Here is a 19,755-nt window from a genome sequence, read left to right as displayed (position 1 = left end):
TCGAAATCGTCGGTATCCGTGAAACTCAGACGACAACATGTACGGGTGTAGAGATGTTCCGTAAGCTGCTTGACGAAGGTCGTGCAGGTGAGAACGTTGGTGCACTGTTGCGTGGTACTAAACGTGACGAAGTAGAGCGTGGTCAAGTATTGGCTAAGCCTGGTTCAATCCAGCCGCACACAAACTTCGAATGTGAAGTATACGTACTGTCTAAGGATGAAGGTGGTCGTCACACGCCATTCTTCAAAGGCTACCGTCCACAGTTCTACTTCCGTACAACGGACGTAACAGGTTCTTGTGAACTGCCAGAAGGCGTGGAAATGGTTATGCCAGGCGATAACGTTCAAATGAACGTAACGCTGATCGCGCCAATCGCAATGGACGAAGGTCTGCGTTTTGCGATTCGTGAAGGTGGTCGTACAGTAGGTGCAGGTGTTGTATCTAAAGTAATCGCATAATATTTTATTGTGTGTAAAAAGCCTCCCTTTTTAGGGGGGCTTTTTTGTTTTGGTTAAAAAGTGTTCGAATGGGCTTGACCTAAATGGTCGTGCTGAGTAGAATTTGCGTCCCCTTCATTCGAGGGGAGGCCATTTTTTGGTCTTTAATAAATTTTGAATAAGTGTGTGATCAAAAATGCAAAACCAGAAAATCAGAATTCGTCTGAAAGCGTTTGATCATCGCCTGATCGACTCTTCTACGCAAGAAATCGTTGATACAGCGAAGCGTACGGGTGCTCAGGTGCGTGGTCCGATCCCGCTTCCAACTCGCAAAGAGCGTTACACAGTATTGATCTCTCCGCACGTTAACAAAGACGCGCGTGATCAATATGAAATTCGTACGCACAAGCGTGTTCTGGATATCGTGGAGCCTACAGAAAAAACTGTTGATGCTCTTATGAAGCTGGATCTCGCTGCGGGTGTAGAAGTGCAGATCAGTCTAGGCTAATCAAGCACTGCGCAGAATTATTTGTTTAATGAAGCGCTGTTTGTGGAATGCGCCTGAAATGGGCAGCCGTAGTGGGTAACAGCCCCGTACACAACTGGCAAGAGGTAAATATAATGTCTGTAGGTTTAATCGGACGCAAAGCGGGTATGACTCGCATCTTCACTGAAGATGGCGTATCCGTGCCAGTCACGGTCATCGAGGTGGATCCGAATCGCGTGACTCAGGTTAAAACTGTAGAAGCTGACGGCTATCAAGCTGTTCAGGTTACTACGGGTTCTGTTAAGGCTAACCGCCTAAGCAAGCCTGAAGCTGGTCATTTTGCGAAAGCAAATACTGAGGCCGGTCGCGGTTTATGGGAGTTCCGTCTGTCAGGTGATGAAGAAATCAATGTTGGTGATGCACTAACAGTTGAGCGCTTCGAAGCAGGTCAGAAAGTAGATGTTACTGGTCAATCAAAAGGTAAGGGTTTCCAGGGCGGCGTTAAGCGTTGGAATTTCCGTACTCAAGATGCGACTCACGGTAACTCGCTATCTCACCGTGCTCCGGGTTCCATTGGTCAGTGTCAAACTCCTGGTCGTGTTTGGAAAGGCAAGAAAATGGCAGGTCACATGGGTGCTGAACGTTGTACTGTTCAGACACTTGAGATTGTGCGTGTAGACGCAGAACGCAACCTGTTGTTGATTAAAGGTGCTGTTCCAGGCGCAACTGGCGGTGACGTAATCGTTAAACCAGCTGTTAAAGCTGGCGCCTAAAGGGGGTTGTGATGAATTTGAATCTGGCTGGAGCCAATGGATCGGTCGAAGTATCCGATCTGGCATTTGGTAAAGAATTCAACGAAGCGCTGGTACACCAAGTAGTTACTGCTTACTTGGCTGGTGCTCGTCAGGGTACAAAAGCACAGAAGACACGTTCCGAAGTTGCTGGCGGTGGCGCTAAGCCATTCCGTCAAAAAGGTACGGGCCGTGCACGTGCAGGTACAATCAGTTCTCCTATCTGGCGTTCAGGTGGTGTTACATTCGCTGCTAAACCACGTGAGCACGCTCAGAAGGTAAACAAAAAGATGTATCGCGCAGCTATGCGTTGCATCTTCTCCGAACTAGTTCGTCAAGAGCGTCTAGTTGTTGTAGAGCAGCTGTCTTTGGAAGCACCAAAGACTAAGCAGTTCGTGGCGAAGATGAAAGAGCTTGAGCTGGCAAACGCGCTAATCGTGACAGAAGATCTAGAAGCTAACCTATACTTGGCGGCTCGTAACGTACCGCACGTTGATGTGCGTGATGTTGCAGGTATCGATCCAGTAAGCTTGGTTGGTTTTGACAAGGTATGTGTCACTGTGGCTGCTCTGAAGAAAATTGAGGAGGCGCTGGCATGAACCAGGAACGTCTGTACAAAGTACTGTTAGGTCCTCATATCTCTGAGAAAGCAACTATCGTCGCTGATAACTCTCAGCAGGTAGTTTTTCGTGTGGCAAAAGATGCTACCAAACCTGAAATCAAAGAAGCGGTAGAACAGCTGTTCAACGTTAAAGTTGCTGGCGTAAACGTTCTAAACGCAAAGGGTAAGACCAAGCGTACTGCGCGCGGCTTCGGCAAGCGTAGTGACGTTCGTAAGGCGTATGTATGTCTTGCAGAAGGCTCTGAGATTGATTTCCTTGGTGGCGAATAAGAAGGGGTTAAATCATGGCAGTTACTAAGACAAAGCCAACCTCTGCTGGACGTCGTCACGTAGTTAAGGTTGTTGGTGCGGAGCTCCATAAAGGTAAGCCTTTAGCTGCGCTGCTTGAGAAAAAGAGCAAGTCCGGTGGACGTAACAATAATGGCCGTATCACTACGCGCCACATCGGCGGTGGTCATAAGCATCACTACCGTGTTGTTGACTTCCGTCGCAATAAAGATGGTATCCCAGCGACTGTTGAGCGTTTGGAGTACGATCCAAACCGTTCAGCGCACATTGCGTTGTTGAAATATGCTGATGGTGAGCGTCGTTACATTATCGCTCCTAAAGGTGTTTCTGCAGGCGATAAGCTGGTTTCTGGTGCGGATGCGGATATCAAAGCAGGTAACACACTGCCTTTGCGTAACATCCCACTAGGTAGCGTGATCCACTGTATCGAGTTGAAGCCTGGTAAAGGTGCTCAGCTTGCACGCTCAGCGGGTACTTCTGCGCAGTTAGTAGCGCGTGAAGGTGCATACGCTACATTGCGTTTGCGTTCCGGTGAGATGCGCAAAGTGTTGGCAGAATGTCGCGCGACATTGGGTGAAGTTAGCAATAGCGAACACAGCTTGCGTCAGCTAGGTAAAGCTGGTGCGAAGCGTTGGAGAGGTGTACGTCCAACGGTTCGTGGTGTTGCAATGAACCCAGTTGATCACCCACATGGTGGTGGTGAAGGCCGTACTTCTGGTGGTCGTCACCCAGTATCTCCTTGGGGTGTGCCAACTAAAGGTCATAAGACTCGTAAGAACAAGCGCACGAACAAGCTAATCGTTCGTCGTCGTTCTGCTAAGTAACTAATTTGAGGATACAGCTGTGCCACGTTCACTGAAGAAAGGTCCATTTATCGACCTTCACCTGTTGAAGAAGGTAGAAGCTGCGATTGAAAACAACGACCGTAAGCCAATTAAAACTTGGTCTCGTCGTTCAACGATCTTCCCGCACTTTGTAGGAATGACGATCGCAGTTCACAACGGCCGCCAGCACGTTCCAGTTTTCATTTCTGAAGACATGGTTGGCCACAAACTAGGCGAGTTTGCTGTAACGCGCACGTATCGCGGTCATGCGGCAGACAAAAAGGCCAAGAAGCGTTAATAAGGGGATAGAAGATGGAAGTCGCTGCTAAATTGAAAGGCGCTCGCATTTCTGCCCAGAAAGCGCGCTTGGTTGCCGATCAGATTCGCGGTAAAGCCGTGGGTGAAGCCTTGAATATCTTGGCTTTCAGCCCGAAAAAAGGGGCAGCTATCGTTAAGAAAGTGCTTGAGTCTGCAATTGCAAATGCAGAGCACAACAACGGTGCTGATATTGATGAGCTGCGTGTCTCTGCGATCTTCGTAGATGAAGGCATGACAATGAAGCGCATCAAGCCGCGTGCAAAGGGTCGCGCTGACCGCATCCTGAAGCGCAACTCCCATATCACCGTTAAGGTGTCTGACTAAGGCTGAGTGCTAGGAGAGTTCGTTATGGGTCAGAAAATACATCCGACCGGTATCCGACTTGGTATCGTTAAAGATCACACATCTGTGTGGTATGCGGACAAGTCTGAATACGCAAGCAAATTGCTAAACGACCTTGAGGTACGTGAGTACCTAGAAGGTCAACTGAAAAATGCATCTGTTAGTCGCATCGAGATCGAGCGTCCTGCACAGAATGCAAAAATCACCATTTTTACTGCACGTCCAGGTATCGTGATTGGTAAGAAGGGTGAAGATGTTGAGAAGCTGCGCAACAAAGTTTCCGACATGATGGGTGTGCCTGTTCACATCAATATCGAAGAAGTTCGTAAGCCTGAACTTGATGCTCAACTAGTAGCGCAAAGCGTTGCTGGTCAGCTAGAACGCCGCGTTATGTTCCGTCGTGCTATGAAGCGCGCGGTGCAGAATGCAATGCGTCTAGGTGCAAAAGGCATCAAGATTCAAGTAAGTGGTCGTCTTGGTGGTGCTGAAATCGCGCGTGCTGAATGGTACCGCGAAGGTCGTGTACCTTTGCACACTCTACGTGCAGATATCGACTACGCAACTTACGAAGCACACACTACGTACGGTGTGATTGGCGTTAAAGTCTGGATCTTCAAAGGTGAAGTTCTTGGTGGTATCGAGCAGGTACGCGCTGAGAAGAAAAATCCACCTAAGAAGAAAGGTTCTAAGTGAGGTAAACGTCAATGCTACAACCTAAACGACTGAAATTCCGTAAAGTGCAAAAGGGCCGCAACCGTGGTCTTGCACAGCGCGGCAGTAAAGTTAGCTTTGGCGAATACGGCCTAAAAGCAACTGGACGTGGCCGTATTACAGCACGTCAAATTGAAGCAGCACGTCGTACCATGACTCGTCACGTTAAGCGTGGTGGTAAGATCTGGATTCGTATTTTCCCAGACAAGCCTATCACTACTAAGCCGCTTGAAGTGCGTATGGGTAAAGGTAAAGGTAACGTAGAATACTGGGTTGCTCAAATTCAACCTGGTCGCGTACTGTTCGAAATGAGCGGTGTGCCAGAGGATCTTGCAACAGAAGCATTCAATCTTGCTGCTGCTAAGCTTCCTGTATCTACAACCATTGTCAAACGGACGGTGATGTGATGAAAGCTAATGAACTGCGTGAAAAGTCAGCTGAAGAGCTTCAGCAGCAGCTGCTAGATCTTTTGAAAGATCAGTTTAACCTGCGCATGCAGAAGTCCACTGGTCAGTTGGCGCAGACTCACCTCCTGGGTCAGGTTCGTCGCGATATCGCTCGCGTTAAGACACTACTGAATGAAAAGGCAGGTGAAAAATGAGCGCTGAAAAACGTACTCGTACTGTGACTGGTCGTGTTGTCAGTGACAAGATGGATAAAACCATCACGGTCCTGGTAGAGCGCAAAGAGAAGCACCCAATTTACGGTAAATTCGTAAAGCGCTCCTCCAAGCTACACGCTCATGATGAGAAGAACGAATGTCAAATGGGTGATCTAGTAACGGTACAAGAGACTCGTCCTTACTCTAAGAGTAAGACTTGGGCACTTGTACGTGTTGAAGAGCGCGCTGCGAAGGTGTAATATATGCGCCTTCGCTCCATTTGATTAGGAATTTGCTACGTTGCAAATTTCAAAAAGTTTTGGAGTAGACCATGATTCAGACTGAAACTATGCTTGACGTCGCTGATAACAGCGGTGCTAAGCGTGTACAGTGTATTAAGGTCCTGGGCGGTTCTCACCGTCGTTACGCTGGTGTGGGTGATATCATCAAGGTGACTGTTAAAGAAGCCATCCCACGTGGTCGCGTAAAGAAAGGTCAGGTTCTTAATGCAGTAGTAGTACGTACCCGTAAAGGTGTACGTCGCCCGGACGGATCAGTAATCCGCTTTGATACCAACTCAGCGGTTCTATTGAACGCCAACGGTGCCCCAATGGGCACTCGTATCTTCGGCCCGGTAACGCGTGAACTTCGCTCTGAGAAGTTCATGAAAATCATTTCCCTGGCGCCTGAAGTGCTGTAAGGCATTAATTCTTCGGAATTATTCCTTTTAAAACGTCACTCTCGAGAGGGGGTGGCGTTTTTGAGCATGAGAGGGTAGTAGGAAGCGATATAGGTATATTATGCGCAAGATTAAACGTGACGATGAAGTGATCGTCATCGCAGGTAAAGATAAAGGTAAGCGCGGCAAAGTATTACGCGTACTTACTGACGATCGTTTGATCGTTTCTGGCATCAACATGGTTAAAAAACACACTAAGCCAAACCCGATGCTAGGCAAGCCAGGTGGTATCGTTGAGAAGGAAGCAGGTATTGCTACTTCTAACGTGGCGATCTTTAACCCTGCTACGGGTAAAGGTGACCGTGTAGGCTTCAAGACTCTTGAAGACGGCACCAAAGTTCGCTTCTTCAAATCTAACGGCGAAGTCGTCGGTAAATAAGGAGCGGATACCATGTCAAGATTGAAAGCACTTTACGCAAACGAAGTTAAGCAGTCTTTGAAAGAAGAGTTGCAAAGCCCGAACGTAATGGCTGTACCACGCATCACAAAGATCACTCTAAATATGGGTGTCGGTGAAGCGTTGGGCGACAAGAAGCAGCTGGAAAATGCTGTTAATGATATGACTGCAATCGCCGGCCAAAAACCTGTGGTTACTTTGGCGCGCAAATCTATCGCGGGCTTTAAAGTACGTGAAGGTTGGCCAATCGGTTGTAAAGTTACTCTACGTGGCGAGCGCATGTGGGAATTCTTAGATCGTCTGGTTGATGTATCTATTCCTCGTATTCGCGACTTCCGTGGTTTGAATCCTAAATCTTTTGACGGCCGTGGTAACTACAGCATGGGCGTTAAAGAGCAAATTATCTTCCCTGAAATCGAGTACGACAAGGTTGATAAGCTGCGTGGTCTAGATATCACTATCACGACTACTGCTCAGACTAATGACGAAGGCCGTGCGCTGTTGGCTGCACTAGGCTTCCCGTTCAAAAAGTAAGGGATTAGATAATGGCTAAGTCATCTATGAAGGCGCGTGAAGACAAGCGCGCAAAAGCGGTTGCTAAATTTGCTGAGAAACGTGCTCAGTTGAAAGCGATCATTAAGAACCCAGCATCTAGCGACGAAGAGCGCTGGGATGCTCAAGTTGCGCTGCAGAAATTGCCGCGTGACGCTAACCCTGTTCGTCAGCAGCGTCGTTGTCAGCTGACAGGTCGTCCACATGCGGTTTACCGCAAGTTTGGCCTGTGCCGTAACAAGTTGCGTGAAGCGGCTATGCGCGGTGATGTTCCGGGTCTTAAGAAGGCAAGCTGGTAAAACAGTTTGTTGAACGGTAAGCACGATGGTCTGGGCTAGTTAGCTACCGCATCGTGCTGCACAATTGAGGAAGTTAAACGCATGAGTATGCAAGACACACTAGCGGATATGTTTACACGTATCCGTAATGGTCATATGGCTGAGAAAACAGCCGTATCTATGCCGTCTTCCAAAATGAAGGTTTCAGTGGCAGAAGTACTGAAAAGCGAAGGTTACATCACTGGCTACAATGTAGAAGGTGAAGGTAAGCCATTGCTTACAGTCGAGCTGAAATACTTCGATGGTAAGCCGGTAATCGAAGAAATTAAGCGCGTTAGTCGCCCAGGTCTTCGTATCTACAAAGGCGCTTCGGACCTACCGTCTGTTGCAGGTGGTCTGGGTGTGGCAATTGTTTCCACGTCTAAAGGCCTTATGACTGATCGCGCTGCACGCGCTGCTGGTATCGGCGGCGAAGTTGTTTGCACGGTATTCTAAGGGGGTTTCATGTCTCGTATAGCAAAAAATCCCGTAGTAGTACCTGCTGATGTTGAGTTGAAACTCGACGGACAGCTCGTCAGTGTTAAGGGTAAGAACGGTCAGCTATCTATCGATCTGCACACTTCTGTAGAAGTTAAGCAGGAAGGTAACGAAGTCACTTTCGGCGCACGCGATGGCTCTAAAATCGCTCGTGCTATGTCCGGTACAGCTCGTTCTTTAGTAAACAACATGGTTGTTGGTGTAGCTACAGGCTTCGAGAAAACCCTTCTTTTGCAAGGTGTTGGTTATCGTGCAGCTGCAAAAGGTAGTACGTTGAACCTGACGCTGGGTTTTTCACACCCAATCGATTATGAATTGCCTGAAGGCGTATCTGCAGAAACTCCTAACCAGACTACAGTGGTTATCCGCGGCGCGGACAAACAGCGTGTTGGTCAGGTAGCAGCAGAGATTCGCGCTTTCCGTCCACCAGAGCCTTATAAAGGTAAGGGTGTACGTTATGCCGACGAATACGTTCGTCGTAAAGAGGCTAAGAAGAAGTAAGGCAGGGTTATGAACGCTAAGAAACAAGCTCGTATTCGTCGCTCACGCCGTGCTCGCCTGAAAATGCGTGAACTCGGTGCTGCGCGCCTGTGCGTTAACCGCACACCTCGTCACATTTACGCTCAATTGATTTCAGTCGACGGTGGCCAAGTATTGGCATCTGCGTCAACTGTAGAGCAAGCGCTACGCGCTGGTGCGACGGGTAATGTTGAGGCTGCAGGTAAAGTAGGCGCTCTTATTGCAGAGCGTGCTAAAGAAGCAGGTATCACGAAGGTTGCTTTCGACCGCTCTGGTTTTAAATACCATGGTCGTGTGAAAGCTTTAGCTGACGCAGCCCGTGAAGGCGGCCTGGAATTCTAAAGGGGTCGATGATGTCAAATCACGAACAAAAAGATGGTGAACTGCAGGAAAAGCTGGTTCAAGTGAACCGTGTAGCTAAAGTTGTAAAAGGCGGTCGTATTTTCGCATTTACAGCATTGACTGTAGTTGGTGACGGTAAAGGTCGTGTTGGCTTTGGCCGTGGTAAAGCGCGTGAAGTGCCTGTAGCTATTCAGAAGGCTATGGAACAAGCACGTCGTAACATGGTTCGCGTTGAGCTAAATGGTGATACTTTGCAGTACCCAGTAAAAGCTCGTCACGGATCATCGAAAGTCTATATGCAGCCTGCTTCTCAAGGTACTGGTGTTATCGCCGGTGGTGCGATGCGTGCAGTATTGGAAATCGCTGGTGTCCACAACGTTTTGGCGAAGTGCTACGGCTCTACAAACCCAGTTAACGTTGTTCGCGCAACAGTTAAAGGTTTGCAAGAGATGCGTGCTCCAGAAGACGTTGCTGCTAAGCGTGGCAAGACTGTTGAAGAGATTTTGGGGTAATCGAACATGGCTAAGACTTTGAAAGTTACACTGGTTCGCAGCCCAATTTCTACACTGCCAAATCACAAGCTTTGTGTGAAAGGCCTGGGTCTGCGCCGTATCGGGCACACAGTTGAAGTAGAAGATACTCCTTCTGTGCGTGGTATGATCAACAAAGTCAACTACATGGTTCGTGTAGAAGGCGAGTAAGGGGAGTTCGTCACATGCGTCTGAACACTCTAAGTCCGGCTGCCGGCTCCAAACCTGCTGCGAAACGCGTTGGTCGCGGTATCGGTTCAGGTATTGGTAAAACAGGTGGTCGTGGTCATAAAGGCCAAAAGTCCCGCTCTGGCGGTTCTGTAAAACCGGGTTTTGAAGGCGGTCAAATGCCATTGCAGCGTCGTCTGCCTAAGTTTGGCTTCACGTCCCGCAAAGCTCGCTTCGTTGCAGAGATTCGTTTGAACGAGTTGGCTAAAGTTGAGTCTGAAGTGATCGATCTAGCAGCGTTGAAAGCTGCGGATATCATCTCTGAAGAGATTAAGTCGGCAAAAGTAATTTTGTCTGGCGAAATCAACAAAGCAGTAAACGTTAAAGGCCTTCGCGTTACTAAAGGTGCGTTAGCTGCAATCGAAGCTGCAGGCGGCAAAGTCGAGGCGTAAATGGCTAAGCAAGGAACAATACCAACCGGCAATCAAAGCGGATTAGGCGAGCTTTGGTCTCGACTGCGATTCGTTTTGTTGGCGATCATTGTATACCGTATCGGGGCTCATATCCCGGTACCGGGCATCAACCCAGATCGTTTGGCCGCGTTGTTTGATCAGAATCAGGGTACCATCTTGAGTCTATTCAATATGTTTTCCGGTGGTGCACTGGAGCGTATGAGTATTCTCGCATTAGGTATCATGCCCTACATCTCTGCATCTATTATTATGCAGTTGATGACGGTAGTGAGTCCGCAGTTGGAACAACTGAAAAAAGAGGGTGAGGCTGGTCGACGCAAGATAAATCAATACACACGTTACGGCACTGTTGTGTTGGCCACGGTTCAGTCATTTGGTATGGCGGTGGGCTTGGCTAACCAGGGCGTTGCATTCTCAGCTGGCGCAAGTTTCTATTTCGTTGCTGTTGTTACCCTTGTAGCAGGCGCTGTTTTCCTTATGTGGTTAGGGGAGCAGGTAACGGAGCGTGGTATTGGTAATGGTATCTCCATCCTTATCTTTGCGGGTATTGTTGCAGGTTTGCCTAGTGCAATTGGGCAGTCTTTCGAGGCTGCTCGCCAAGGTGACCTGAATATACTTGCGCTATTGGCTATAGCTGTCTTAGCGGTGGCAACTGTTGGGTTTGTAGTGTTCATGGAACGCGGTCAACGCCGTATTACCATTAACTACGCGAAGCGTCAGCAGGGTCGTCAGGTTTTTGCAGCTCAGTCTAGTCATTTACCTCTGAAGGTTAATATGGCGGGTGTTATTCCTCCAATCTTCGCTTCAAGTATCCTGCTATTTCCAGCATCTGTTGGTCAGTGGTTTGGTCAGAGTGAAGGTATGGAGTGGCTTCAGGACGTAGCTTTGGCGCTGGGTCCAGGTCAGCCGCTTTATATTATCCTATTCGCAGCAGCGATTATTTTCTTCTGCTATTTTTACACAGCGATTATGTTTAATCCGCGTGAAGTGGCAGATAATCTTAAGAAATCAGGGGCGTTTATCCCGGGTATCCGTCCGGGTGAGCAGTCAGCTCGCTACATTGATTCCGTTCTAGGGCGTCTAACATTATTTGGTGCGCTGTATATTACAGCTGTATCATTGATGCCTCAGTTCTTGGTCGTAGCGTGGAATGTGCCGTTTTACTTTGGTGGTACTTCGCTGTTGATTGTTGTCGTGGTCGTAATGGACTTCATGGCTCAGGTGCAGTCGCACTTGATGTCCCACCAGTACGAATCTCTGATGAAAAAATCAAATCTCAAAGGTGGCGGCGCTGGCTTTATGCGCTGAGCGCCCTAGGAGTGGATCATGAAGGTACGTGCATCTGTTAAAAAGATTTGCCGTAACTGCAAGATTGTTCGTCGCAATGGTTCCGTTCGTGTGATCTGCAAGGTGGAACCTCGCCACAAACAACGTCAGGGTTAAGAACCTGACTTCATAGAGGAAGGTGCGCGCTTGATTTATTTTTGATCAAAGCGTATAATTGCGCGCCTTCTATGGCATATAGAACATAAGCTCATGCATGATTGAGCATAGTTAGATGGAGTAAGTTGAATGGCTCGTATAGCTGGCGTCAATATTCCTGACAATAAGCATGCGGTTATTTCTCTGACTTACATTTATGGGATTGGCCGCACTACAGCAAAGAAAATTTGTGAAGCTGCGAATATCGCTGAAGCCACAAAGATTTCTGAGTTGACTGAAGAGCAACTCGATGTAGTTCGTGGAGAAGTTGGCAAGTTTACTGTCGAAGGTGACCTACGCCGTGAAGTGTCTATGAGTATCAAACGTCTCATGGACCTCGGTTGTTTCCGTGGAATCCGTCACCGTCGTAATCTGCCGGTTCGTGGACAGCGTAGTAAGACCAACGCGCGTACGCGTAAAGGTCCGCGTAAGCCGATCCGTAAATAAGTGTTAAGCGATAGGAATTTCCAATATGGCTAAGCCAGGCAATCGCACACGTAAAAAAGTTAAAAAGCAAGTCGTAGATGGGTTCGCTCATATTCACGCTTCTTTTAACAATACAATTATCACCATTACCGATCGCCAAGGTAATGCACTGTCTTGGGCGACTTCTGGAGGCTCCGGCTTCCGTGGTTCCCGTAAAAGTACGCCATTTGCTGCTCAGGTAGCTGCAGAGCGTGCTGGTCAGGCTGCTTTGGAATATGGTTTGAAAAATCTCGATGTGTTTGTAAAAGGTCCAGGACCAGGTCGTGAATCCGCAGTTCGTGCGCTGAATGGATGCGGCTACAAAATTACAAACATTACTGACGTGACGCCAATCCCACACAATGGTTGTCGTCCGCCGAAGAAACGTCGTGTATAAACTGGAGACGGTATAATGGCTAGATATCTTGGACCAAAGTGCAAGCTGTCCCGCCGTGAAGGTACAGACCTATTCTTGAAGAGCGGCGTTCGTGCCCTGGACAGTAAGTGTAAAGCTGAAACTGTTCCTGGTGTACACGGTGCTCGTCGAGGTCGTCTGTCCGATTACGGTCTACAGCTTCGTGAGAAACAAAAAGTACGTCGTATCTACGGTGTACTGGAACGTCAGTTCCGTAACTACTACAAAGAAGCGGCTCGTCGCACTGGCTCAACAGGTGAGAACCTGCTTCAGTTGCTAGAGACGCGTCTTGACAACGTGGTATATCGTATGGGTTTTGGTGCGACTCGCGCTGAAGCTCGTCAGATCGTGTCACACCGTCAAATCACTATTAACGGTCAGGTTGTTAACATTCCTTCCTACCAAGTGAAAGCGGGTGATGTGGTCGCAGTTCGTGAAAAAGCTAAGACTCAGTTGCGTGTTAAGAACGCATTGGAATTGGCTTCTCAGCGCGCTCCTATCGAGTGGGTTGCTGTTGACGCTGGCAAAATGGAAGGCGAATTTAAAGCTGTTCCTGAGCGTAGCGAGCTATCCGCTGATATTAATGAGCAGCTGATCGTAGAGCTGTACTCTAAGTAATTCATGAACTCTTGATTGGTGGAACTATGCAGCGTTCTGTAAATGAGTTTCTGAGTCCTCGTCATATTGACGTTCAGGAGATCAGTAATACTCGTGCTAAAGTGACTTTGGAGCCACTCGAGCGTGGTTTCGGTCACACATTGGGTAATGCGCTTCGCCGTATTCTTCTCTCCTCTATGCCAGGTTGTGCTGTAACCGAGGTTGAGATTGAAGGCGTTTTGCATGAGTACAGCACTATTGAAGGCGTGCAGGAAGACGTAATCGAAATCCTGCTCAACCTTAAAGGCGTCGCTATCGCACTGCACAACGGTGATGAGGCAACTTTGACGCTGAGCAAAACAGGCTCCGGTGCTGTGACTGCTGGGGATATCCAGTTAAATCAGGATGTCGACGTTGCAAACCCAGATCACGTGATCTGTCACCTGAACTCTGGCGCTACTCTGAACATGCAGCTGAAAGTAACTCGCGGTCGCGGTTATGTTCCTGCTGATTCGCGCCTAAGTGACGAAGATGAAACTCGTGCTATTGGTCGTCTTCAGTTGGACGCGACTTATAGCCCGGTACGCCGTGTTTCTTATGTTGTCGAAAGTGCTCGTGTAGAGCAACGTACTGACCTTGATAAGCTAGTCATTGATATCGAGTCAAACGGTACGATCGATCCAGAAGAGTGTATCCGTCGTGCAGCGACAATCCTTCAACATCAACTGTCTGTATTTGTTGATCTTGAGGATGCTGCAGACCAGGCTAAAGACGAGCCAGCTGAGCCGGAAGTAGATCCGATTCTGTTGCGCCCAGTCGATGATTTGGAATTGACGGTTCGTTCCGCTAACTGTCTGAAAGCTGAGCAAATTTACTACATCGGTGATTTGATCCAGCGGACAGAAGTTGAGTTGCTTAAGACACCAAATCTGGGTAAGAAGTCGCTGACAGAGATCAAAGACGTACTAGCGTCCAAAGGTTTGTCTTTGGGCATGCGTTTAGAGAACTGGCCACCGGCTAGCCTGAAGAACGACGATAAAATCGCATCGTAAGATGCGGTTTTAATTGATCAAATTGGTAAGGAATTTACAATGCGTCATCGTAAATCTGGTCGCCAACTGAATCGTAACAGCTCTCACCGTAAAGCAATGTTCAAAAACATGGCTAACAGCCTGTTCGAACACGAGCTTATCCGAACTACTTTGCCGAAAGCAAAGGAACTTCGTCGCGTTGCTGAGCCGCTGATTACTCTGGCGAAAGAAGACTCGGTTGCTAATCGCCGTTTGGCATTCAGCCGTACTCGTAGCAAAGAAGCTGTGGGTAAATTGTTCAACGAGCTGGGCCCTCGCTATGCGAACCGTCCAGGTGGTTACATCCGCATTTTGAAATGTGGTAACCGTCCAGGCGATAACGCGCCAATGGCTTATGTTGAGCTGGTTGACCGTCCGGTTGCAGCTGAAGAAGTAGCAGAAGATTAATTTTCTGTATATTAAAAAGCCCGGCTTAGCCGGGCTTTTTTGTGCCTGAAAAACTCCAGAATCATATCAATAGTTGCTGTTTCTGAGCATCGGCGCGAGGAAACGGCCTGTATGTGATCGTTCGCAGTCTGCGACCTGTTCAGGTGTGCCTGCTACCAATATCTCACCTCCCTTGACCCCACCTTCAGGTCCGAGGTCTACGATCCAGTCCGCAGTTTTTATCACATCTAGATTGTGCTCGATGATGACGACAGTATTCCCATGATCACGTAAGCGGCTGAGTACGCCGAGAAGCTGTGCGATGTCGTGAAAGTGCAAACCTGTTGTAGGTTCATCAAGGATATAGAGGGTCTTGCCGGTATCGCGCTTGGAGAGCTCTTTAGCTAGTTTTACCCGCTGAGCTTCACCACCAGAGAGGGTAGTGGCTGCTTGACCAAGCTTGATGTAGGAGAGTCCCACATCGATGAGTGTCTGTAAGCGACGGGCGAGGGCAGGGATCGCATCGAAGAACTCTCGTGCTTCCTCTATTGTCATCCCGAGCATCTCGTCGATATTTTTGCCCTTATATTTGATCTCGAGGGTTTCTCGGTTATAGCGCTTACCCTTACACACATCGCAAGGCACGTAGATGTCGGCTAGGAAGTGCATCTCGACTTTAATGACGCCATCACCTTGGCAGGCTTCGCAACGTCCGCCTTTGACGTTAAAGCTGAAGCGCCCCGGCTTGTAGCCTCGCGAACGAGCTTCCTGTGTGCCAGCCAATAGCTCACGTATCGGCGTGAAGATTCCAGTATAGGTAGCTGGGTTTGAACGTGGCGTTCGGCCGATCGGGCTCTGGTCGATATCAATCACCTTATCAAAGTGTTGCAGCCCTTCAATGGCTTCATAGGGTGCTGGAGTTAGCGTCGTTGCTTTATTCAACGCAGTTGCTGCAATGGGGTAAAGTGTTGAGTTGATGAGAGTCGATTTTCCAGAGCCTGAAACGCCCGTAACACACGTCATCAGCCCGACTGGAAGTTCTAGTGTGACGTTTTGCAGGTTGTTGCCAGTTGCACCGCGTAAGACTAAGTTTTTGTTTTCTACTGGAGCGGTTCGCTCCTCTGGTATTTCGATGGCTCGCGCGCCGCTCAGGTATTGTCCAGTGAGGGAGCCTTTGTTACTCATAACTTGGTCAGGCGTGCCGCTGGCGACAACTTCACCGCCGTGTACACCTGCACCTGGGCCGATATCGATGACGTAATCGGCTAAACGAATAGCATCTTCATCATGCTCAACGACCAGCACGGTGTTGCCGAGGTCACGCAGGTGCTCCAGAGTGTTGAGGAGGCGTTCATTGTCACGCTGATGTAACCCGATAGAAGGCTCATCAAGAATATACATGACCCCCACTAAGCCTGCGCCAATTTGGCTGGCTAGGCGAATACGCTGGGCTTCGCCACCTGATAGGGTATCCGCTTTGCGATCAAGCGATAGGTAATCTAGCCCGACGTTAACCAAAAATGTTAAGCGCTCGCGAATCTCTTTAAGAATCTTCTCTGCGATCTCGCCCCGTTTGCCGGGCAGGGTCAGCTGGTCAAAGTACGCTAGTCCCTCCGCGATTGGCATTTTTACAAGATCGGGGAGCGAATGCTCATCGATAAAGACATGGCGGGCTTCACGACGGAGGCGGCTGCCGTGACAAGACGGGCATGGCTGCATATTGAGGTACTTGGCTAAGTCCTCGCGCACCATATCGGACTCAGTCTCTTTGTAGCGGCGTTGGAGGTTGTTTAATACGCCCTCAAAAGGATGAGAGCGAGTTACACGATCGCCACGATCATTGATGTAAACAAACGGTACCTCTTCACCACCGCTTCCTTCAAGAATCAGTGCCTGCTGCTGTTCGGTCAGTTGATTAAACGGGGTATCAATATCAAAACCAAAGTGCTCTGCCACTGCCTTAAGTTGCTGGAAGTAGTAAAGCGCACGGCGATCCCAGCCTTTGATAGCACCCTCGGATAGCGTCAATGAAGGGTCGTGCACCACCTTTGCTGGGTCAAAAAACTGTTTGATACCGAGACCATCGCAGCTAGCACACGCGCCATGTGGATTGTTGAATGAGAAAAGCCGGGGTTCTAGTTCTTGGATGCTGTGCCCGCACTGGGGGCACGCAAACCGCGCCGAGAACACCATGTCCTCTTTCTCGCCATCCATGTCAGCCACGCGGGCGATGCCGTCTGTAAGATTGAGCGCAGTTTCGAATGACTCGGCCAAACGCAGCTGTAAATCGCCACGGACTTTAAAACGGTCAACGACAACCTCAATCGTGTGTTTTTTCTTTTTGTCCAGCTCTGGGATGCTGTCTACATCGCAAACAATGCCATCGACACGCGCGCGCACGAAGCCCTGTTTACGCATCTCTTGGATAATATGCAGATGCTCGCCTTTGCGTCCTTCTACAACGGGCGCGAGCAGCATCAGTTTGCTGCCCTCTGGAAGTGCCAGCACTTGATCCACCATTTGGCTAACAGTTTGAGCCGCTAGCGGCAGGTTGTGGTCGGGGCAGCGTGGTTCGCCCGCACGAGCAAACAGCAGGCGCAGATAGTCATAGACTTCGGTGATTGTGCCAACGGTGGAGCGGGGGTTGTGCGATGTTGATTTTTGCTCGATAGAGATGGCGGGAGATAGCCCTTCGATATGATCGATATCCGGCTTTTCCATCATCGATAAGAATTGGCGCGCGTAAGTAGAAAGCGATTCCACATACCGGCGCTGGCCTTCAGCATATAGCGTATCAAAAGCCAGTGATGACTTACCCGACCCAGATAGGCCGGTAATCACAACCAGCTTGTCTCGTGGAATGTCTAGGTCGATATTCTTGAGGTTATGCGTGCGCGCACCCCGAACCAGAATGGTGTCCATGTTATCCCCGTTGCTGTTCCGCAAAAGTTCCGAATTATAAGGTACAGGCTGGGGATGGGCTATGTTATCCTTGATCAATTAAAGTGCGATCTCAGGTATATACCTGTTTTATAAAGTTAGAGCGAGGCAAAAAGTTCATGGCACGTGGCGTTAACAAAGTCATTCTAGTGGGTAATTTAGGTGGTGATCCTGAAGTTCGTTACATGCCAAATGGCAATGCTGTGACCAACGTCACTATTGCAACTACGGATTCATGGAAAGACAAGCAGACGGGTCAACAGCAAGAACGTACAGAGTGGCATCGTGTTGTCTTTTTTGGTCGTTTGGCAGAAGTGGCAGGTGAATACTTACGCAAAGGCTCGCAAGTTTATATTGAGGGCGCGCTACGAACGCGTAAGTGGCAAGATCAGAGCGGCAACGACCGTTATACCACTGAGATTGTGGTTGATATTAATGGTCAAATGCAGATGCTTGGCGGCCGCGGTGGCAATGATAATAGCGGCTACAGCCAAGATCCTGGCTATGGTATGCCGCAACAGCGCCAGCAAGCGCCGCAACAGCAGCAATCGATGGCACCTCAGCAACAGCCGATGCAGCAACAGCCGATGCAGCAACAGCAGGCACCGCAGCAGCAAGCGCCGCAGGCTCAGCCTCAATCTGCACCTAATTTCGATGATTTTGATGATGATATTCCGTTCTAATGAACGTTTGATTCTTCATCCAAAAAGGGCCCCTCTACGTAGGGGCTTTTTTGTCTTAAGTGTAGCGCGCGACTTTTGCGTGCAGTGATTTATAACTGTTAAGGAGGCTCCATGTCTGATGAAAGCAATCTCCAGACGCCGGATGGTAAAGCTAATCCGATAGATACCGATTACCAAGTAGGGCAAGACAATGTCGCGCTCCAAATTGGCCCGTTCGGGCTCGATATCCATAACCGTGTCTTTTTGATCGCCGGTCTCACCGTTGTAGCGTTTGTTTTTCTTACCTTGGCGTTTCAAAACCAAGTGGCGCCCTTGTTCAGCGGTATGCGCACGTGGCTTACTACGAACTTAGATTGGTTCTTTATGAGCGCAGGTAACATTTTTGTGCTCGTTTGCTTGGGCTTGATTGTATCGCCATTGGGGCGGGTCAGAATTGGCGGCACAGAAGCTACGCCTGATTACTCCTACCTCGGCTGGTTCTCCATGCTATTCGCGGCAGGAATGGGTATTGGTCTGATGTTCTTCGGTGTATCAGAGCCAATGTCCCATTATGCGAGCTCTTTCGGCGGCACCAGTGTCGCCGATGGTATCCGTACTGACTGGGCGCCACTGGGGGCTGCAGCGGGCGATGCAGCAGAAGCAACTCGGCTTGGTATGGCGGCTACGATCTACCATTGGGGGCTGCACCCTTGGGCTATCTATGCCATCTTAGCGCTCGGCTTAGCGGTCTTCTCGTTTAACAAGCAATTGCCGCTGACGATGCGCTCGATTTTCTACCCTTTGCTGGGCGAGCGTATCTGGGGGTGGCCTGGCCACATCATCGATATTCTAGCGATCTTTGCAACGCTATTTGGTTTAGCGACATCGCTCGGGTTTGGTGCATCTCAGGCGAGTGCCGGTTTGAACTATCTATTCGGTATTCCAATGGGCGCAACGACGGATATTATCCTCGTGATTTTAATCACAGCGGCAGCGCTGGTGTCTGTGGTCGCTGGGTTGGACGCTGGTGTTAAGCGCCTGTCAGAGATCAATATGACCTTGGCGATTCTGTTGTTGCTCTTTGTCATTGTGGTAGGCCCAACGTGGATGATTTTATCTGGCTTCTTCACCAATCTGGGAGCATATGTGGAGTACCTGCCGCAGCTCGCCATGCCGTTTGGGCGTGAAGATGTTAACTTTGCCTCGGGCTGGACAGCATTCTACTGGGCATGGTGGATCTCTTGGTCGCCATTTGTGGGCATGTTTATCGCGCGTGTTTCTCGTGGTCGTACGGTCCGGGAGTTTCTAATTTCGGTACTGATTGTGCCATCGCTGGCGTGCGTTCTCTGGATGACAGCGTTTGGTGGTACCGCCATCGATCAGTTGGTGAGCCAAGGCTATGAAGCGGTTGTGGGCGCTGATCTGCCACTAAAACTGTTCTACATGCTGGATGCGTTGCCGCTTTCGGGCATCACATCACTGATCGCGATTATTCTAGTGGTGGTCTTTTTCGTGACCTCTTCGGACTCAGGCTCGTTGGTGATTGATGCAATCGCAGCAGGCGGCAAAATTGATGCGCCAAAAGCGCAGCGTGTCTTCTGGTGTAGCTTTGAAGGCATGGTGGCGATCGCCCTGATTTTAGGCGGTGGTTTGGCTTCTTTGCAGGCGATGGCCGTCTCCACCGGGTTGCCGTTCACCATTATTCTATTGATTGCCACCGTTGCGGTACTGAAAGGTCTTGCATCGGAACCGCGCTCGGTTTAATACCGAGCGCCATAGCG

32 protein-coding genes are annotated in these 19,755 nt (G+C 49.3%); 31 read left to right on the top strand and 1 reads right to left on the bottom strand.

Translation table 11 applies throughout. From position 1 onward, the window contains the following. The 29 genes from E4L36_RS17225 to rplQ all read left to right on the top strand — a co-directional run. Positions 1 to 458: EF-Tu/IF-2/RF-3 family GTPase (locus E4L36_RS17225; RefSeq protein WP_206064610.1), on the top strand; the 458-nt coding region annotated here is incomplete at its 5' end. 175 nt (positions 459 to 633) lie between these two features. Beyond that, complete coding sequence (rpsJ, locus tag E4L36_RS17220) at positions 634 to 945, top strand: 30S ribosomal protein S10 (RefSeq protein WP_127695088.1); 312 nt, start codon at positions 634 to 636, stop codon at positions 943 to 945. 113 nt (positions 946 to 1,058) lie between these two features. Further along, positions 1,059 to 1,697, top strand: a complete 639-nt coding sequence (gene rplC, locus E4L36_RS17215; protein ID WP_127695089.1) for a 50S ribosomal protein L3 — start codon at positions 1,059 to 1,061, stop codon at positions 1,695 to 1,697. Positions 1,698 to 1,708: 11 nt separating this feature from the next. After that, positions 1,709 to 2,314 (top strand): 50S ribosomal protein L4, encoded by a 606-nt coding sequence (gene rplD, locus E4L36_RS17210; RefSeq protein ID WP_127695090.1) that lies wholly within the window; start codon positions 1,709 to 1,711, stop codon positions 2,312 to 2,314. Next, positions 2,311 to 2,607 (top strand): 50S ribosomal protein L23, encoded by a 297-nt coding sequence (rplW, locus tag E4L36_RS17205; RefSeq protein WP_127695091.1) that lies wholly within the window; start codon positions 2,311 to 2,313, stop codon positions 2,605 to 2,607. Before rplD ends, rplW begins: the two co-directional genes overlap by 4 nt. A gap of 14 nt (positions 2,608 to 2,621) precedes the next feature. Next, positions 2,622 to 3,449 (top strand): 50S ribosomal protein L2, encoded by an 828-nt coding sequence (gene rplB / locus E4L36_RS17200; protein ID WP_127695092.1) that lies wholly within the window; start codon positions 2,622 to 2,624, stop codon positions 3,447 to 3,449. A gap of 19 nt (positions 3,450 to 3,468) precedes the next feature. Beyond that, complete coding sequence (gene rpsS, locus E4L36_RS17195) at positions 3,469 to 3,747, top strand: 30S ribosomal protein S19 (RefSeq protein ID WP_127695093.1); 279 nt, start codon at positions 3,469 to 3,471, stop codon at positions 3,745 to 3,747. Between the two features lie 14 nt (positions 3,748 to 3,761). Continuing rightward, the gene (rplV, locus tag E4L36_RS17190) at positions 3,762 to 4,091 is read left to right on the top strand and encodes a 50S ribosomal protein L22 (protein WP_127695095.1); all 330 of its coding nucleotides are present in this window, start codon (positions 3,762 to 3,764) and stop codon (positions 4,089 to 4,091) included. 24 nt (positions 4,092 to 4,115) lie between these two features. Next, positions 4,116 to 4,802 carry a 30S ribosomal protein S3 gene (rpsC, locus tag E4L36_RS17185; protein WP_127695097.1) on the top strand — a complete coding sequence of 229 codons (687 nt, stop codon included), beginning with the start codon at positions 4,116 to 4,118 and terminating at the stop codon, positions 4,800 to 4,802. Between the two features lie 11 nt (positions 4,803 to 4,813). Then, the gene (gene rplP, locus E4L36_RS17180; protein WP_127695099.1) at positions 4,814 to 5,227 is read left to right on the top strand and encodes a 50S ribosomal protein L16; all 414 of its coding nucleotides are present in this window, start codon (positions 4,814 to 4,816) and stop codon (positions 5,225 to 5,227) included. Further along, positions 5,227 to 5,421, top strand: a complete 195-nt coding sequence (gene rpmC, locus E4L36_RS17175) for a 50S ribosomal protein L29 (protein WP_127695101.1) — start codon at positions 5,227 to 5,229, stop codon at positions 5,419 to 5,421. The genes rplP and rpmC overlap by 1 nt, the downstream gene beginning before the upstream one ends. Continuing rightward, on the top strand, positions 5,418 to 5,681 hold the full coding sequence (gene rpsQ, locus E4L36_RS17170) for a 30S ribosomal protein S17 (RefSeq protein WP_127695103.1): 264 nt from the start codon (positions 5,418 to 5,420) through the stop codon (positions 5,679 to 5,681). The genes rpmC and rpsQ overlap by 4 nt, the downstream gene beginning before the upstream one ends. A gap of 71 nt (positions 5,682 to 5,752) precedes the next feature. Then, positions 5,753 to 6,121 carry a 50S ribosomal protein L14 gene (gene rplN / locus E4L36_RS17165; protein WP_127695105.1) on the top strand — a complete coding sequence of 123 codons (369 nt, stop codon included), beginning with the start codon at positions 5,753 to 5,755 and terminating at the stop codon, positions 6,119 to 6,121. A gap of 100 nt (positions 6,122 to 6,221) precedes the next feature. Next, positions 6,222 to 6,539 (top strand): 50S ribosomal protein L24, encoded by a 318-nt coding sequence (rplX, locus tag E4L36_RS17160; RefSeq protein WP_127695107.1) that lies wholly within the window; start codon positions 6,222 to 6,224, stop codon positions 6,537 to 6,539. Positions 6,540 to 6,551: 12 nt separating this feature from the next. Then, positions 6,552 to 7,091 (top strand): 50S ribosomal protein L5, encoded by a 540-nt coding sequence (gene rplE / locus E4L36_RS17155; protein WP_127695109.1) that lies wholly within the window; start codon positions 6,552 to 6,554, stop codon positions 7,089 to 7,091. A gap of 11 nt (positions 7,092 to 7,102) precedes the next feature. Continuing rightward, positions 7,103 to 7,408, top strand: coding sequence for a 30S ribosomal protein S14 (gene rpsN, locus E4L36_RS17150; protein ID WP_127695111.1), 306 nt, complete (start codon positions 7,103 to 7,105; stop codon positions 7,406 to 7,408). 81 nt (positions 7,409 to 7,489) lie between these two features. Next, entirely contained in the window at positions 7,490 to 7,882 is a 393-nt protein-coding gene (gene rpsH, locus E4L36_RS17145) for a 30S ribosomal protein S8 (RefSeq protein ID WP_127695113.1), read from the top strand. Positions 7,883 to 7,891: 9 nt separating this feature from the next. Further along, positions 7,892 to 8,425, top strand: coding sequence for a 50S ribosomal protein L6 (gene rplF / locus E4L36_RS17140; RefSeq protein ID WP_127695115.1), 534 nt, complete (start codon positions 7,892 to 7,894; stop codon positions 8,423 to 8,425). A gap of 9 nt (positions 8,426 to 8,434) precedes the next feature. Further along, the gene (gene rplR / locus E4L36_RS17135; RefSeq protein ID WP_127695117.1) at positions 8,435 to 8,785 is read left to right on the top strand and encodes a 50S ribosomal protein L18; all 351 of its coding nucleotides are present in this window, start codon (positions 8,435 to 8,437) and stop codon (positions 8,783 to 8,785) included. Between the two features lie 11 nt (positions 8,786 to 8,796). Then, a complete protein-coding gene (gene rpsE / locus E4L36_RS17130; protein WP_127695119.1) occupies positions 8,797 to 9,297 on the top strand; it encodes a 30S ribosomal protein S5 in 501 nt (166 codons plus the stop codon). A 6-nt stretch (positions 9,298 to 9,303) separates the two neighbouring features. Then, on the top strand, positions 9,304 to 9,486 hold the full coding sequence (gene rpmD, locus E4L36_RS17125; protein ID WP_127695121.1) for a 50S ribosomal protein L30: 183 nt from the start codon (positions 9,304 to 9,306) through the stop codon (positions 9,484 to 9,486). A gap of 14 nt (positions 9,487 to 9,500) precedes the next feature. Beyond that, complete coding sequence (gene rplO / locus E4L36_RS17120; RefSeq protein WP_127695123.1) at positions 9,501 to 9,935, top strand: 50S ribosomal protein L15; 435 nt, start codon at positions 9,501 to 9,503, stop codon at positions 9,933 to 9,935. Beyond that, complete coding sequence (secY, locus tag E4L36_RS17115; RefSeq protein WP_127695125.1) at positions 9,936 to 11,264, top strand: preprotein translocase subunit SecY; 1,329 nt, start codon at positions 9,936 to 9,938, stop codon at positions 11,262 to 11,264. It abuts the gene before it with no gap. An 18-nt stretch (positions 11,265 to 11,282) separates the two neighbouring features. After that, a complete protein-coding gene (gene rpmJ / locus E4L36_RS17110) occupies positions 11,283 to 11,399 on the top strand; it encodes a 50S ribosomal protein L36 (protein ID WP_007021200.1) in 117 nt (38 codons plus the stop codon). Positions 11,400 to 11,528: 129 nt separating this feature from the next. After that, positions 11,529 to 11,885 carry a 30S ribosomal protein S13 gene (gene rpsM / locus E4L36_RS17105; protein ID WP_127695127.1) on the top strand — a complete coding sequence of 119 codons (357 nt, stop codon included), beginning with the start codon at positions 11,529 to 11,531 and terminating at the stop codon, positions 11,883 to 11,885. Between the two features lie 25 nt (positions 11,886 to 11,910). Next, a complete protein-coding gene (gene rpsK / locus E4L36_RS17100) occupies positions 11,911 to 12,300 on the top strand; it encodes a 30S ribosomal protein S11 (RefSeq protein WP_127695129.1) in 390 nt (129 codons plus the stop codon). A 15-nt stretch (positions 12,301 to 12,315) separates the two neighbouring features. Next, positions 12,316 to 12,936 carry a 30S ribosomal protein S4 gene (gene rpsD, locus E4L36_RS17095; protein WP_127695131.1) on the top strand — a complete coding sequence of 207 codons (621 nt, stop codon included), beginning with the start codon at positions 12,316 to 12,318 and terminating at the stop codon, positions 12,934 to 12,936. A gap of 26 nt (positions 12,937 to 12,962) precedes the next feature. After that, positions 12,963 to 13,967: a DNA-directed RNA polymerase subunit alpha gene (rpoA, locus tag E4L36_RS17090; protein WP_127695133.1), complete on the top strand. Its 1,005-nt coding sequence runs from the start codon at positions 12,963 to 12,965 to the stop codon at positions 13,965 to 13,967. A 39-nt stretch (positions 13,968 to 14,006) separates the two neighbouring features. Then, on the top strand, positions 14,007 to 14,393 hold the full coding sequence (rplQ, locus tag E4L36_RS17085) for a 50S ribosomal protein L17 (protein WP_127695135.1): 387 nt from the start codon (positions 14,007 to 14,009) through the stop codon (positions 14,391 to 14,393). 66 nt (positions 14,394 to 14,459) lie between these two features. Here the strand turns inward: rplQ and uvrA are convergent, their stop codons facing one another. Beyond that, positions 14,460 to 17,294 carry an excinuclease ABC subunit UvrA gene (uvrA, locus tag E4L36_RS17080; RefSeq protein WP_136681600.1) on the bottom strand — a complete coding sequence of 945 codons (2,835 nt, stop codon included), beginning with the start codon at positions 17,292 to 17,294 and terminating at the stop codon, positions 14,460 to 14,462. A 137-nt stretch (positions 17,295 to 17,431) separates the two neighbouring features. Between uvrA and ssb the strand changes: the two genes are divergently transcribed. Together ssb and E4L36_RS17070 are read left to right on the top strand one after the other, a co-directional pair. Further along, a complete protein-coding gene (ssb, locus tag E4L36_RS17075; RefSeq protein WP_136681599.1) occupies positions 17,432 to 17,995 on the top strand; it encodes a single-stranded DNA-binding protein in 564 nt (187 codons plus the stop codon). Positions 17,996 to 18,106: 111 nt separating this feature from the next. Continuing rightward, on the top strand, positions 18,107 to 19,738 hold the full coding sequence (locus E4L36_RS17070; protein ID WP_136681598.1) for a BCCT family transporter: 1,632 nt from the start codon (positions 18,107 to 18,109) through the stop codon (positions 19,736 to 19,738). Positions 19,739 to 19,755: the final 17 nt, after the last annotated feature.

This window comes from Neptunomonas sp. XY-337, from assembly GCF_004959845.1.
In the GTDB taxonomy this organism is placed as follows: Bacteria; Pseudomonadota; Gammaproteobacteria; order Pseudomonadales; family Balneatricaceae; genus Neptunomonas; species Neptunomonas marina.
Note: the sequence above shows the minus strand (reverse complement) of the source record. Positions and strands in the feature narration are given on the sequence as shown.

Coding starts and splice junctions, on each gene's coding strand:
- rpsM (WP_127695127.1), top strand. CDS start 11,529: ATGGCTCGTATAGCTGGCGTCAATATTCCTGACAATAAGCATGCGGTT.
- rpmC (WP_127695101.1), top strand. CDS start 5,227: ATGAAAGCTAATGAACTGCGTGAAAAGTCAGCTGAAGAGCTTCAGCAG.
- secY (WP_127695125.1), top strand. CDS start 9,936: ATGGCTAAGCAAGGAACAATACCAACCGGCAATCAAAGCGGATTAGGC.
- rplQ (WP_127695135.1), top strand. CDS start 14,007: ATGCGTCATCGTAAATCTGGTCGCCAACTGAATCGTAACAGCTCTCAC.
- rplC (WP_127695089.1), top strand. CDS start 1,059: ATGTCTGTAGGTTTAATCGGACGCAAAGCGGGTATGACTCGCATCTTC.
- rpsC (WP_127695097.1), top strand. CDS start 4,116: ATGGGTCAGAAAATACATCCGACCGGTATCCGACTTGGTATCGTTAAA.
- rpsH (WP_127695113.1), top strand. CDS start 7,490: ATGAGTATGCAAGACACACTAGCGGATATGTTTACACGTATCCGTAAT.
- rpmJ (WP_007021200.1), top strand. CDS start 11,283: ATGAAGGTACGTGCATCTGTTAAAAAGATTTGCCGTAACTGCAAGATT.
- rplR (WP_127695117.1), top strand. CDS start 8,435: ATGAACGCTAAGAAACAAGCTCGTATTCGTCGCTCACGCCGTGCTCGC.
- rpsD (WP_127695131.1), top strand. CDS start 12,316: ATGGCTAGATATCTTGGACCAAAGTGCAAGCTGTCCCGCCGTGAAGGT.
- rplO (WP_127695123.1), top strand. CDS start 9,501: ATGCGTCTGAACACTCTAAGTCCGGCTGCCGGCTCCAAACCTGCTGCG.
- rpmD (WP_127695121.1), top strand. CDS start 9,304: ATGGCTAAGACTTTGAAAGTTACACTGGTTCGCAGCCCAATTTCTACA.
- rplF (WP_127695115.1), top strand. CDS start 7,892: ATGTCTCGTATAGCAAAAAATCCCGTAGTAGTACCTGCTGATGTTGAG.
- rplV (WP_127695095.1), top strand. CDS start 3,762: ATGGAAGTCGCTGCTAAATTGAAAGGCGCTCGCATTTCTGCCCAGAAA.
- rpsQ (WP_127695103.1), top strand. CDS start 5,418: ATGAGCGCTGAAAAACGTACTCGTACTGTGACTGGTCGTGTTGTCAGT.
- rplB (WP_127695092.1), top strand. CDS start 2,622: ATGGCAGTTACTAAGACAAAGCCAACCTCTGCTGGACGTCGTCACGTA.
- ssb (WP_136681599.1), top strand. CDS start 17,432: ATGGCACGTGGCGTTAACAAAGTCATTCTAGTGGGTAATTTAGGTGGT.
- rplE (WP_127695109.1), top strand. CDS start 6,552: ATGTCAAGATTGAAAGCACTTTACGCAAACGAAGTTAAGCAGTCTTTG.
- rplX (WP_127695107.1), top strand. CDS start 6,222: ATGCGCAAGATTAAACGTGACGATGAAGTGATCGTCATCGCAGGTAAA.
- rplN (WP_127695105.1), top strand. CDS start 5,753: ATGATTCAGACTGAAACTATGCTTGACGTCGCTGATAACAGCGGTGCT.
- rplD (WP_127695090.1), top strand. CDS start 1,709: ATGAATTTGAATCTGGCTGGAGCCAATGGATCGGTCGAAGTATCCGAT.
- E4L36_RS17070 (WP_136681598.1), top strand. CDS start 18,107: ATGTCTGATGAAAGCAATCTCCAGACGCCGGATGGTAAAGCTAATCCG.
- rplW (WP_127695091.1), top strand. CDS start 2,311: ATGAACCAGGAACGTCTGTACAAAGTACTGTTAGGTCCTCATATCTCT.
- rpsN (WP_127695111.1), top strand. CDS start 7,103: ATGGCTAAGTCATCTATGAAGGCGCGTGAAGACAAGCGCGCAAAAGCG.
- rpsE (WP_127695119.1), top strand. CDS start 8,797: ATGTCAAATCACGAACAAAAAGATGGTGAACTGCAGGAAAAGCTGGTT.
- rpsK (WP_127695129.1), top strand. CDS start 11,911: ATGGCTAAGCCAGGCAATCGCACACGTAAAAAAGTTAAAAAGCAAGTC.
- rpsJ (WP_127695088.1), top strand. CDS start 634: ATGCAAAACCAGAAAATCAGAATTCGTCTGAAAGCGTTTGATCATCGC.
- uvrA (WP_136681600.1), bottom strand. CDS start 17,294: ATGGACACCATTCTGGTTCGGGGTGCGCGCACGCATAACCTCAAGAAT.
- rplP (WP_127695099.1), top strand. CDS start 4,814: ATGCTACAACCTAAACGACTGAAATTCCGTAAAGTGCAAAAGGGCCGC.
- rpoA (WP_127695133.1), top strand. CDS start 12,963: ATGCAGCGTTCTGTAAATGAGTTTCTGAGTCCTCGTCATATTGACGTT.